Below are 11,849 nucleotides of genomic sequence, written 5' to 3'. Positions count from 1 at the left end.
GCCCGGGGCCCTCGGAGGCTCGGTCAGCTCCGGCCCGCGTGGCCCATGCGGTAGCCGACACCGCGGACCGTGATGATCCATCCGCTGGATCCCAGTTTCGCCCGCAGACTGCTCACATGCGTGTCGATGGTGCGGCTGGTGTGCGACCAGTCGCTGCCCCAGACCTTCGCCATCAACTCCTTACGGGACACCACGCTCTCCGGATTGGCGGCCAGGGTGTAAAGCAGCTCGAATTCCTTCGACGTGACGTCGACGAGTTGGTCGCGCAGCCGCACTTCCCGGGTACGGGGATCGATGTGGAGCGGGCGCAGGGAAATGGTCTCGTAAACGACCGGGCGGCGTCGGGTACGGCGGAGGACCGCATCGATGCGGGCTCCTATTTCCCGGAACCCCCAGCTTTTCGCGACACAGTCGTCCGCGCCCGCCCTGAGGGCGAGGACGCGTTCCAGTTCCTCGTCGAGACGGGTGAAGGCGATCATGGGGATATCGCTCTCGGCCCGTAAGGACTGGCACACTTCCAGGCCGTCGATGTCCGGCAGTTCCAGGGAGAGCAGGACCAGATCGGCGTCGCGGTACAGGCGCAGTGCCCGCGCTCCCGTGTCGACGCTGAGGGCGGTGTGTCCCTGCCGGCGCAGATCGCGCACCATGGCTTCGGCGGTGGAGGCGTCCTGCTCCACCACGAGTACGTTGCTCACGTGGGGGCCTTCCTCTTCGCGCCGCGTCAGCTCGCGGCCTCGGCCGGTACGGCGGGCGCCGGGGCCAGGGGGGCGAGGGACGGCCGGTCGGGGAGATACCGGAAGGCGTACGCGGCCGAGGCCATGGTCATGTGGTGGTGCCAGCCGGGGAAGGAACGGCCCTCGAAGTCCAGCACGCCGAAGCGCTCCCGCAGTACGGCGACGGCGGTGCCGACGGCGGCGCGGGCGCGCACCGGCGCCATGACGTCCTCCACGGACCGGTCCGTGAGGCTGGTGATCCAGTACCGGGCGGGCCGGCGTCCGTCCGTGACGGGCCGCTGAAGGACGCGGTAGCTGACCGAGCCGTCGTTCCGGCCGGTGCTCCGCCCCGGCAGGCGGACCGTCCCGGCGTAGGTGTGGATCGGGATCGCCACGGTCGCGCCGTCCGCGGCCTGACGCGTGATCGCCTGCTGCTGACGGGCGTACCGGCCCTCCATCAGCTCTCCCACGGTGATCACCGTGGGGAAGCGGTCCCCGGAGTACACGACCTGGCCCGGGTCGACCTGGCAGACGATGTCGAGCCGCTGCCGGGCGAGCCCCGTCAGTACGCCGGTCGCGTCGTCGCACCGCGTCAGATCGAGCACCCAGGGCACATCGGGCAGCCGCGGCTGGGCGGCGACCCCGGCGGCGAGGTCGAAGACATGACCGCCGACCGGACGGGCGGTCTCGGCCTCCGGGACGCGTGCCCGGAGTCTGCGCTGCCGGTCCCGGCCCCAGGCTTCGTCCAGCACCAGACTCCAGTCCACGGGGAAGCAGTGGCCGCCCGCGGCGAGGAAGAGCCCGATCGCCCGCTGGCAGTTGACGGTGAGTCCGGTCACGGGGTCCAGGCGCCGGTGGACACCGACCGACTGCTCACCGCGCTTGGGGATGATGAGTTCGGCGACGGTCCAGGCGTACGGCGTGCTGCTCGCGGCGACCCGCAGAGCGAGCCTGCGGCGGACCGGCTCCCACTCCCAGGGGCTCGCGTTGATGAACTGGTGCAGGCCCTGCGCCGCGGACGGGGGCAGTGCCTCGGCCCGTGCCATCCGCCGCGGGGTCTTGCGGCCGGTGGCGTTCAGCAGGCCCCGCAGATACGTCCGGGCCCAACGGCGTTGTTCCGCCCGGTGGAGCGGTCTGAAGATCTCCTCGAGGAAGGTCTGTCCGCGGACCCCCTCACTTGTGTCAGCCGTTCGTATCTCTCCTGACGACATCTGACGTCACGCCCCCCTTGCCGTAGATCGCTCACGCACGGATAGGTGTACGGAGCATCCTCGCGGTCATAAAATACCGTCTCGAAGGAAAAATTCACGGCCCGATCTGCTACTTCACGACTTCGTGCGCTGACCAGCGAGAAGAGCGGCCCGGGAGTTGTGGCGGGAGGCACACGGGTGCCAACCGGTCTGCACAGAGGGGGCCTTGGAGGGCGGTGGGACGGCCCGTCCGGGACGTCAACAGTTCGTGAACAACGCGGCGGTGGCCGCCGAAGGCCGGGGGATGTACCTTCGGCGGCCGGTCAGGGGCCCGTCGACGCATGGCGTCGAGGGGCGGGTCGGCGGCTCGCGTCGGCCGCCAGGGTGGCCGGCCAGTCACCCAACAGGCCCTGGGTGACGGCGGGACGGTCGAGATGGGCGGTGTGGCTGACCGGGGCGCCACCCGGATCTGAGCGGTGCGGCACCCGGGCCCTGAGGCGGCGGAACCCGAACGGCCCTCGAACTCCCCCGGTGTGGAAGGACGTTCGAGGGCCGGGCGCCGGCCTACGCGCCGGGCCGCTTCGCGGGGAAGCCGTGGCCGCGGGCGAGGACGACGACCCCGAGCACCGGCAGCAGGAGCAGCAGCATGGTCCACGGGAAGGAGTCGCTGCCGAGTGCGTCGAGCAGGATGCCGCCGATGATGCCGCCGCCCGCCATGGCGACGTTCCACAGCGTGACGAGCATCGCCTGGGCCGCGTCGGCGGAGTCCCCGCCGGCGTCGCCCGCGGCGGTCTGCAGCAGCGTGGGCACACCGCCCCAGCCCAGGCCCCACAGCAGGGCGGCGACGTACACCAGGGCCGTGTTGTCGGACAGCACCGCCAGCAGCGCCGCGGACACGGCGACCAGCAGGGCGCTCACGATGGTCAGCGCGCGCAGCCGGCGGTGGATCTGGGCAGCCACGATCCAGATGCTGGCCAGCGACGCGGCACCGAACACCAGCAGCACCAGGTCGGTGCTGTCGCCCATGCCCAGGTCCTCCAGGAACGTGGCGACGTACGCGTACAGGATGGTGTGCGCCAGGACGAAGACCAGCGTGACGAACAGCACCGGGGCCACCCCCGGGACTCGCAGCGCGCCCAGCATCTTCGGGCGCTCACCGCGCTCCTGACCCGGGTAGTCCGGCACGGCGACGACGATCCACAGCAGCAGGACGACGGTGAGCGCCGTCATCGCCAGGAACGCCGTGCGCCAGCCGAGCGTCTCGCCGAGGAACGTGCCGGCCGGCACGCCGAGCGAGAGCGCCACCGGAATGCCCGCCATGGCGACGGCGATCGCCTTGCCCTGCAACGGCACGGGGGCCATGCGCCGCGCGTATCCGGCGAGCAGCGCCCAGGCCAGACCGGCGGCGACACCCGCGACGAACCGCGCCACCATCGTCAGGCCGTAGACCGACGACACGGCCGTGACGGTGTTGGCCACGGCGAAGCCCGCCATGGCGGTCAGCAGCAGCACCTTGCGCCGCCACGCCGAGGTGGCCGCGGTCAGCGGGATCGCGGTGAGGGCGGTGCCGATCGCGTAGATCGTCACCGTCTGACCGGTCGCCGACTCGCTCACGTGCAGGTCGTCGCTCATCGCGGGGAGCAGGCCCGCCGGGAGCGTCTCGGTGAGGCTGGTGATGAAGACCGCCGTGGCGAGGGCCAGCAGGGCGAACAGCGGAAGCTTCTGTCGCTCCTCGCTTCCGCCCTTGGCATCGGGCGCGGCCCGGCTGTCCTTTCCTGGGACGGTCGTGGTGTCTGGTGAGGTGCTCATGTGGTGATCTCCGGATCTTTCGGGGACGGGGTGGGTAGCGCCCCGGGCGCCGTGGGCCGTGGGCCGTGGGCCGTTCGGGACAGCCGGCTAGGGGTGGCCGAGGCCGCCGTCGACCGGGAGTCGGGCGCCCGTCGTGAACGTGGCGTCGGTGGCGAGGAAGAGCGCGGCACGCGCCACCTCCTCGGCGGAGCCGAGCCGGCCCAGTGGAGGCAGGGAACCGGCGCCGTCGGCCGGCGCCTCGATACAGCTCGGGGCCACCGCGTTCACGCGGATGCCGCGGGCGACGAGTTCGGCGGCGAGCGCACGCACGGAGGCCGGGGTCGGGGCGGGAGCGGTGAGCACGACCGCGCCGTCGTCCACGAGGTACGGCAGCAGCGGACGCGCCGTCGGGACGGCGTCGGCGAACACGAGGTCGATGCCGCCGAGGGGCCCGAGAGCGGCCTCGACGGCGTCCGGGGCGACCACGCGGGCCCCGGAGCCCAACTCGACGCCCGCGTGGCTGCGCTCCCGCGCGGTACGCCCGGTCAGCAGCACCGCGGCGCCGCCTTCCACGAGCCGCTTGGCGATGGCCAGCCCGATCCCGGTGGCCTGTCCGACGACCACGGCCCTTCTGCCCGCGTACCTGGCCATGCCTACCGCTCCCTCCTCATGGCGCCGCTGCCGGACGCGCCGCGGCACCCGACGGCAACGACTGTGCGTGCCGGTGCTTCGGAGGGACTTCGGTTCCGCTGACGGTTCGCTGACGGTGGCCGACCGGCGCTCCGGCGGGTCCCGCCCGAACCCGGCCCGGTCGCCCCGGACCTGTACGGTTGCTCGCATGCGGTTTGGGGTGCTCGGGCCACTTGTGGTGTGGGACGACGAGGGGGAGACGGTCACGGTCCCCGAACTCAAGGTCCGGGCCCTGCTCGCGGACCTGCTCGCGCACGACGGGAAGCCGGTCTCCGCCGACCGCCTCGTCCACGACCTGTGGGGCGACGCACCGCCGGGCAAGCCGAGCGGCGCGCTCCAGGCCAAGGTCTCCCAGCTGCGCCGGGTGCTCGGCCGGGACCGCGTCGTACGGCAGGCACCGGGCTACCGCCTGCGACTCGACCCCACGGTCGACGAGGTGGATGCCGAGCGCTTTCACGCCCTCGTCGCCGCGGCCCGCCCCGTCCGCGACCCCCGCGCCAGGGCCGCGCTGCTCACCGAGGCCCTCGACCTGTGGCGGGGGCCCGCCTACGCCGACTTCGCGGACGAGGAGTTCGTACGGGGGGCCGCGCGGCGTCTCGCCGAGCAGCGACTGTCCGTGCTGGAGGAGCAGGCGGAGGCCCGCCTGGAGACGGGGGACCACGTCCTGCTCGCCGGTGAACTGGCCGACCTGGTGGCCCGGCACCCCCTGCGGGAACGCCTGCGCGCCCTCCAGATACGGGCGCTCTACCTGGCCGGCCGCCAGAGCGAGGCCCTCGCCTCGTACGAGGCCCTGCGCGCCCACCTCGCCGAAGAACTCGGCGTGGACCCCAGCCCCGCCCTCGCCGCCCTCCACCGGGCGATGCTGCGCCAGGACCCGGAGCTGGGGCAGACGTTCACCGCCACGTCGGCGACGCATCCGGCGGCGACGGCCCCTGGCAGGGCCCCGATGGCTCCCGGTACGACGACGACCGCGTCCACCGCCACCTCGACCACCCTCGTGACACCTCCCGACATCGCCCCGGCGATCCCGAATCCCCCTGCCAGGAGCCCCCACTCGAACCTGCCCACCCCCCTCACCCCTCTCATCGGCCGCACCGAGTCCCTGACCCGACTCTCCCAACTCATCGGCTCCGCGCGGCTGGTGACCCTCACCGGCCCCGGCGGTGTGGGCAAGACGCGCCTCGCCGTAGCCGCGGCGGCCTCGGCGTCAGCGGAGGAACTTCCCGACGGTGTCTGGCTCGTGGAGTTCTCCGGCGTCCGGGCCGGCACCGCCACCGACCTCGCACAGGCTGTCGCCTCCGCACTGGGCATCCGCGACGACGCCCCGTCCCCGCTGCCGGGCACCGGAGCGTCGTCGCCGTCCACGGCGCACCGCCTCGCCGCTGTCCTGCGGGACCGCCGTACCCTGCTCGTCCTGGACAACTGCGAGCACGTCGTCGACGCCGCCGCCGAACTGACCGAGCTGCTGCTGCGCACTGCTCCCGGTCTGAGGGCCCTGGTGACCAGCCAGGAACCGCTCGGCCTCGCCGGCGAGGCCGTATTCCTCGTGGAGCCGCTGCACAACGACGACGCCGTACGGCTGTTCACCGAGCGGGCCTCCGCCTCCGCCCCCGGCTTCCCCGGCGACCCGGACGCCGCCGATCCGGCCGACCGCGCCGCCGTCGCCGAGATCTGCCGCCGACTGGACGGTATTCCGCTGGCCCTGGAGCTGGCCGCGACCCGGGTACGCGCCCTGGGAGTGCAGGAGTTGGCGGCCCGGCTCGGCGACCGGTTCCGGATCCTGACCGCCGGGCAGCGCGGCGCGCCCGCCCGGCAGCAGACACTGCGGGCGATGCTCGACTGGAGCTGGGAGCTGCTCAGCGCGCCCGAACGCATCGTGCTGCGCCGGCTCGCCGTGCACAGCGACGGCTGCGACCTGGCCGCCGCCGAAGCGGTGTGCGCGGGCGACGGCGTGGCCCCCGAGGAAGTGCTCGACCTCGTGACGCGGCTCGTCGACCGGTCCTTCGTGGTGGTCGCCGAGGGCCCGGTCGGGCCCCGCTACCGGCTTCTGGAGTCCGTCGCCGCGTACGCCACGGAGCGGCTGGACGAGATGCAGGACCTCACGGCCGTACGCGATCGCCATCTGCGTCACTACCTCGCACTGGCCGAACGCGCCGAGTCCCGGCTGCGCTGTGCCGGCCAGCGCTCCTGGCTCGCCCGCCTGGACGCGGAGACGGGAAATCTGCGGGCCGCGCTCGACGAGGCGGTGCGCCGTGCCACCGCCGTGCGGGCCGACGAGGCCGTACGACTGGCCACCGCCCTGTCGTGGTGGTGGCTGTTGCGCGGCAGGCTCACCGAGGCGCGCCGCAGCCTGTCGGCCGTCCTGGCCATCGCACCCGATGTCCCCGAACTCGCCCTGCTGCACGCCGCTTTCGCGCTCCTCACCGGCCACCACGCCGAGGCGGCGACCGCCGCGGCGGCCGAGGCCGTCCCCGACCCGGTACGCCGGGCCCGTGCCCTGTGGCTGTGTGCGTACGGCCTGTTCAGCGCGGGCGAGGTGACCGCGAGCGCCGAGCTGAACGCGCGGGCGCTGGAGCTCTTCGGCCGTGCGGGCGAGCAGTGGGGCACCGCCGCCGCGCTCGGCCTGCGTGCCACGCTCGCCCTGGTCCGCGGTGACCTGGACGTGCTCGGCCGGGACGGACGGCGCAGCGCCGAGCTCTTCGGTGAAGTGGGAGACCGCTGGGGCGAGTTGCAGACCGTGTCGCCGCTCGCCGCGCTCGCCGAGATCAAGGGCGAGTACGACGAGGCGGGCCGCCTGCAGCGGGAAGGGCTGCGGCTGGCCCGGGAACTGGGCCTGCAGGCCGAGGTGTCGGCGCGGCTGTCCGGGCTCGGCCGGCTGGAGCTGCTCGCCCGCCACTGGGACCAGGCACGCGGCCTGCACGAGCAGGCACGTCGTATCGCCGTCGAACAGGGTTACAAGTACGGCGAGATCCACTCCGAGATGGGTCTGGCCCTCGGCGCGCGCCGCTCCGGCGACCTCGACGCGGCCGAGGCCCACCTGCTGCACATTCGCGACGGCTTCGCCGACGTCTCCTCGGAGGCCGGCGACCATCTGCTCCTGGCCGAGCTCGGCTTCGTCGCCGAACTCCGCGGCGACACCGACCAGTGCGTCCTCCATCACCTGCGCGGACTCGACGTCGCCCGCTCGCTCGGTGAGCCGCGCGCGCTGGCCCTGTCCCTGGAGGGCCTCGCGGGCGCAGCGGCGCTGCGGGGGTGCGCGCCTGCCGCCCGGTGCGCCGGGCTGCTGCTCGGAGCGGCGGACGCGGCCCGCCGAGAGGTGGGCGCCCCGCTGCCGCCCGCCGAGCGCGGTGACGTCGACCGTGTCACGACGGCCGCACGGACGGTTCTGGGCGGGCCGGCCTTCACGGAGGCGTTCGAGCACGGGGCGCGGCTCAGCACGGAGGAAGCGGTGCGCCAGGCGCGCACCACGCTCAACTGGAGTGCATGACAGGCGGGTTGAGAACGGGCCTGCTGGTTCGGGTCTGCCTGATCCTCACTGGTGTCGTGGCACAGACGGACATCGCCCCATGTCCCCCTCCGCCGACGGAATGATCGTCCGTACCAGGTCGGTGGTGCGCTCCACGAGGTCGGCCCGGTCGTCGAGCACCCACGAGATGTGCTGGGCGCCGAAGAAGGCCGAGACCAGGACCGCGGCGAGCGTCTCGGGCTCCGGCCGGCCGTCCCCCGCGACCCCTTCACGATCCCTGGCCAGCCATGAGGTGATCAGCCGGGTGTACGCCTCGTACGGCAGCGGGAGCCGGACGCCGATCAACTGCCGTTCCAGTTGCAGCCGTGCTCCGGCCTGGATGACCGTCTCGTCCCGGAACGCCGTGGCCGTGCGGAGCAGCAGTTCGGCGACGGAGCCGAGAGGCGGCAGCGCCAACTCCTCCACGCTCTCGGCGATCTCCCCGATCCGGCTGTAGAAATGCTCGGTGACCGCGAGCGCGAGGGCGTCCTTGTTCTCGTAGTGGAAGTAGACGGCGCCCTTGGTCATCCCGGCCGCCTCGGCGACGTCCAGGATGGTGACCGCCGGATAGCCCTTGGCGGCGAACGCCTGGGCGGCGGCCGCGAGCAGGCCCTTCCTCGTCCGTACCGCGCGTTCCTGCTTCAGCTCCCTGCTGTGCGGGGGGAGTTGAGCACCGAAGGCGTCACCGGCCATTCCCATGATGATCCCTTTACGCTCTTTTGAAGAAACCTGCTCGAAGGTATATTTGGCGACCTGGGGGACAGGCTGCGTCGGCCTGCCCCGAGTTCTAGGGGGAGAGACGATGCATCAGCGCTGCGTTCGGCGAGAGAATCCTGACCGTCCCCTCGGCGCGGATCCGGGACTCGACTTCGAGCGAACCGTGGCCCGCAGGCTCGTGCACCGGGCCGCCGTGGCGGAGGTCTTCGTCACCGACGCCGTGGTGCTCGGCGAGGACCACTTCCTGGTCGGCAGCCAGTGGCCCCGTGACCACGCCCTTTACCACCCTGATGCCCACCGCGGAAGCGATCCCCTGCTGTTTGCCGAGACGCTCAGGCAGGCGCTCGTCTATCTCGCCCACTGGCACTACGAAGTCCCGCTCGGCCACCGTTTCGTGGGGTACGACATGGACTTCGAGATCACCGACCCGAGCGCGCTGTGCGTGGGAGGCCGGCCGATACCGGTGGAGCTGGAGGCGCGCTGGCAGTGGACCGACCGCCGCCCGCCCCGCCGTTACGGCGCCCGGCTGGAGGTCGCACTCTCCGTCGGCGGCCGCCGCTGCGGCCGCGGCAGCCTGCGGGTGGTGGCACTCGACGAGCGCAGCTATCGGATCGTCCGCGGGCGGACCGGCCGAGCGGAGTCCGTAGGCCCCGCGGCCGAGGAGTCGTACGAACGGCTGGAGCCGGGCCTGGTCGGCCGGCTGCGGGACAAGGACAGTGTGCTGGCGCGCGGTTCGTCGGCCGACGAGTGGCTGCTGCGGCCGAACCTCGATCACGCCATCCTGTTCGACCACCCCACCGACCACCTGCCGCTGATGGTGCTGCTGGAGGGCTTCCGCCAGCTGGGCCACCTGATGACCCATGAGGCGACGCCGCGACCCGGAGGCCCCGCTCTCAGCCTGGTGGCGGCGGCCGTCGACTGTCTGGCCTTCGCGGAACTCGACGTGCCCACCCGGCTCGTCGTACGGGAGATGGTGACGGGCGGAGATCCGACGGCCGTGGAAGCACAGGCCGAGCGTCGGCTGCGCCTCGACGCGCTCCAGGGCGACACCCCGGTCGCCAGCTGTGTTTCGGTGTGGACTCCGGTGCGGCTTGCCGCGGCGGCCGACCGGCCTGTCGGTCTGCCCGTGCCCTGTGCCTAGTTCATGAGGGCCGGCTTCGCTCCCTCGCACGGGTACACAACAACACCCCATGCCCCGCCTCCTCTTGCTGACTCGGGCATGGCTGGCGAGCCACTTGCATACCGTTTGCATACCGTCGAGAAGGAATCGTACTGGAGCATGGCGGAAATTCGAAGGGCCCGTCGCGTCTTCGTGGATCGGCGGTGCCCTCAACAGCCCATGCCGAGCCGGATTGAGGAAAGGGCGCCATGACCGACGCCGACATACGACGAGTTCGAGCCATGTCGAGCGGGTCGTTCGACGGGCTCGATCCCGATGCGGTTCGACGGGCCGCGGACACCGCACGTCGCGACGCCCGCGAGGCACAGCGCGAGCGGCGGCTGACGGAGGGGACGGCCACCGCTCTGGAGAACGCGGGCTTCGCGCGGCATTTCGTCCCGCGGCGCTGGGGCGGCGCCGAGGGGACCTTCGCCGAGGTGTTCCGTGCGGCCGCCGCGGTGGGGGAGGGGTGTGCCTCGGCTGCGTGGTGTGCCGTGCTGTGGGCGGCGCACGGGCGGTTCGCGGCGCTGCTGCCGGAGGAGGGGCAGAAGGAGATCTGGGGTGAGGGTCCCGACGTCCGGATCGCCGCCGCCCTCATGCCCCCCTCGGGCAGCGCGTCCAGGGTCCGCGGAGGGTGGCTTCTCCAGGGCGAGTGGGACCTGGCCAGCGGCGTCGACCACGCCCACTGGGTGCTGCTCGCCGCACCGGAGACCGATGAACCGGGCCGGCCGGTCCGCGTCTTCGCCGTCCCCCGACGCTGTGTGACCGTGCGTGACACCTGGAACGCCACGGGGCTGCGCGCCACCGGCAGCAACACCGTCGTCCTCGACGCGACCGTGGTGCCCCACGGCCGCAGCGTCCCCCTCGTCGCGCTGCTCGCAGGCGACGGAGGGCAAGACGTGCCCCGGTGCCGCGCCGCGCCCGCCCATCTCGCGGGCGGGCTCATGTTCTCCGCCCCCGCGGTGGGCGCCGCCCGCCGTGCCCTCACCGTCTGGACCCGCTGGGCCCGCACGGTCACGCCCGCCGGCGTACGCCCCCTGGACGGCCCGTCGGTGCAGGAGCGGCTCGTCCGCTCGGCCGCGGAGATCGAGGCGGCCGAGCTGATGCTGCGTACGGCGGCGGACAGGGCGGACGTCGGGGCGATCACCGAGGCGGCGACAGCGGTCAACCGACGGGATGCCGCCCTCGCGGTGGACTGGCTGGCCACGGCGGTCGACCGGCTCTTCCGCACCGGCGGGGTACACCTGCGCGACGCGGAAGGCGAGTTGCACCGGCACTGGTCGGACGTCCTGACCGTCGCCTCGCACGGCGCACTGCGCCTGGAACCGGCCGCCGAGGCCTACGCCCGTTCTCTCGAAGCCCACGGGGGTGGCGATGCCTGACACCTCTGGGCCGACACCCCGACGGCTGGTGTTCTGCGACGTCGACGAGACCCTGCTCAGCGGCAAGAGCCTGTTCGACTTCCTGGACTTCTACTTCGCCGGGCGGCATGGAACCGAGGGGGCCCGGCACGCGGCGGGGACACGGCGTCGTATCGCCGCCCTGGTGGCCGCGGGCTCCCCGCGGGAGGTGGGAAACCGGGCCTACTACGAGGCATGGCGGGGCGAACGGCTGGACGCGGTGACGGACTGGGGCGTCAGATGGTTCGCCAGGAAGAGCGGGACGCCGGGCTTCTACGTGCCCGCCGTGCGCGCGGCGCTGCGGGACCACCGCAACGGCGGGGACCATGTCGTGCTGGTGTCGGGTTCCCTGCCCGCGGTGTTGGAACCCGTCGCGGCCGCTGTCGGTGCCCACCATGTGCTCTGCACCCGCCCCGAGGTGCGGGACGGCGTCCTCACCGGAGCCGTGGTCGGCGAGCCCTGCATCGGGGAGGGGAAGCGAAGAGCCGTGCGGGACCTGGCCGCGGGCTACCCGGACATCAGCCTGTCCGACTGCTACGGATACGGAGACCACCCCTCGGACCTGCCGATGCTCACCGAGGTCGGGCACCCCGTCGTTGTCGGCGGCAGCCCGGACCTGCTGGTGGAGATACCCGGCGCGCGTGTCCTGCTGGGCGGCGGCAGGCCGGTCTGAGGCGGGCGAGCCCG

9 protein-coding genes are annotated in these 11,849 nt (G+C 72.9%); 4 read left to right on the top strand and 5 right to left on the bottom strand.

Going from position 1 to position 11,849, the window contains the following annotated elements:
* Nucleotides 1–23 precede the first annotated feature (23 nt).
* The 4 genes from ACZ9QC_RS09665 to ACZ9QC_RS09650 all read right to left on the bottom strand — a co-directional run bounded on the left by ACZ9QC_RS09665 (nt 24) and on the right by ACZ9QC_RS09650 (nt 4,342).
* Nucleotides 24–695, bottom strand: a complete 672-nt coding sequence (locus tag ACZ9QC_RS09665; protein ID WP_472919789.1) for a response regulator transcription factor — start codon at nt 693–695, stop codon at nt 24–26.
* A gap of 26 nt (nt 696–721) precedes the next feature.
* The gene (locus ACZ9QC_RS09660; protein ID WP_472919788.1) at nt 722–1,924 is read right to left on the bottom strand and encodes an IS701 family transposase; all 1,203 of its coding nucleotides are present in this window, start codon (nt 1,922–1,924) and stop codon (nt 722–724) included.
* Between the two features lie 543 nt (nt 1,925–2,467).
* Nucleotides 2,468–3,712, bottom strand: a complete 1,245-nt coding sequence (locus ACZ9QC_RS09655; RefSeq protein WP_472919787.1) for an MFS transporter — start codon at nt 3,710–3,712, stop codon at nt 2,468–2,470.
* An 87-nt stretch (nt 3,713–3,799) separates the two neighbouring features.
* Complete coding sequence (locus ACZ9QC_RS09650; RefSeq protein ID WP_472919786.1) at nt 3,800–4,342, bottom strand: SDR family oxidoreductase; 543 nt, start codon at nt 4,340–4,342, stop codon at nt 3,800–3,802.
* 187 nt (nt 4,343–4,529) lie between these two features.
* Between ACZ9QC_RS09650 and ACZ9QC_RS09645 the strand changes: the two genes are divergently transcribed.
* On the top strand, nt 4,530–7,868 hold the full coding sequence (locus tag ACZ9QC_RS09645) for an AfsR/SARP family transcriptional regulator (RefSeq protein WP_472919785.1): 3,339 nt from the start codon (nt 4,530–4,532) through the stop codon (nt 7,866–7,868).
* A gap of 45 nt (nt 7,869–7,913) precedes the next feature.
* On the opposite strand, the gene ACZ9QC_RS09640 is transcribed toward ACZ9QC_RS09645, so the two are convergent.
* The gene (locus ACZ9QC_RS09640) at nt 7,914–8,579 is read right to left on the bottom strand and encodes a ScbR family autoregulator-binding transcription factor (RefSeq protein ID WP_472919784.1); all 666 of its coding nucleotides are present in this window, start codon (nt 8,577–8,579) and stop codon (nt 7,914–7,916) included.
* A gap of 187 nt (nt 8,580–8,766) precedes the next feature.
* Here ACZ9QC_RS09640 and ACZ9QC_RS09635 point away from each other — a divergent pair, with 187 nt between their 5' ends.
* The 3 genes from ACZ9QC_RS09635 to ACZ9QC_RS09625 all read left to right on the top strand — a co-directional run bounded on the left by ACZ9QC_RS09635 (nt 8,767) and on the right by ACZ9QC_RS09625 (nt 11,835).
* Nucleotides 8,767–9,744: a ScbA/BarX family gamma-butyrolactone biosynthesis protein gene (locus ACZ9QC_RS09635; protein WP_472919783.1), complete on the top strand. Its 978-nt coding sequence runs from the start codon at nt 8,767–8,769 to the stop codon at nt 9,742–9,744.
* A 227-nt stretch (nt 9,745–9,971) separates the two neighbouring features.
* Nucleotides 9,972–11,144, top strand: coding sequence for an acyl-CoA dehydrogenase family protein (locus ACZ9QC_RS09630; protein WP_472919782.1), 1,173 nt, complete (start codon nt 9,972–9,974; stop codon nt 11,142–11,144).
* A complete protein-coding gene (locus tag ACZ9QC_RS09625) occupies nt 11,137–11,835 on the top strand; it encodes an HAD family hydrolase (protein ID WP_472919781.1) in 699 nt (232 codons plus the stop codon). Before ACZ9QC_RS09630 ends, ACZ9QC_RS09625 begins: the two co-directional genes overlap by 8 nt.
* Nucleotides 11,836–11,849 lie beyond the last annotated feature (14 nt).

It is taken from the genome of Streptomyces sp. HUAS MS02, from assembly GCF_055702265.1.
Note: the sequence above shows the minus strand (reverse complement) of the source record. Positions and strands in the feature narration are given on the sequence as shown.

What these genes read in the sequence shown, in the direction of transcription:
- ACZ9QC_RS09660 (WP_472919788.1), bottom strand. Translation starts at nt 1,924, where the DNA reads ATGTCGTCAGGAGAGATACGAACGGCTGACACAAGTGAGGGGGTCCGC.
- ACZ9QC_RS09650 (WP_472919786.1), bottom strand. Translation starts at nt 4,342, where the DNA reads ATGGCCAGGTACGCGGGCAGAAGGGCCGTGGTCGTCGGACAGGCCACC.
- ACZ9QC_RS09655 (WP_472919787.1), bottom strand. Translation starts at nt 3,712, where the DNA reads ATGAGCACCTCACCAGACACCACGACCGTCCCAGGAAAGGACAGCCGG.
- ACZ9QC_RS09645 (WP_472919785.1), top strand. Translation starts at nt 4,530, where the DNA reads ATGCGGTTTGGGGTGCTCGGGCCACTTGTGGTGTGGGACGACGAGGGG.
- ACZ9QC_RS09630 (WP_472919782.1), top strand. Translation starts at nt 9,972, where the DNA reads ATGACCGACGCCGACATACGACGAGTTCGAGCCATGTCGAGCGGGTCG.
- ACZ9QC_RS09640 (WP_472919784.1), bottom strand. Translation starts at nt 8,579, where the DNA reads ATGGCCGGTGACGCCTTCGGTGCTCAACTCCCCCCGCACAGCAGGGAG.
- ACZ9QC_RS09625 (WP_472919781.1), top strand. Translation starts at nt 11,137, where the DNA reads ATGCCTGACACCTCTGGGCCGACACCCCGACGGCTGGTGTTCTGCGAC.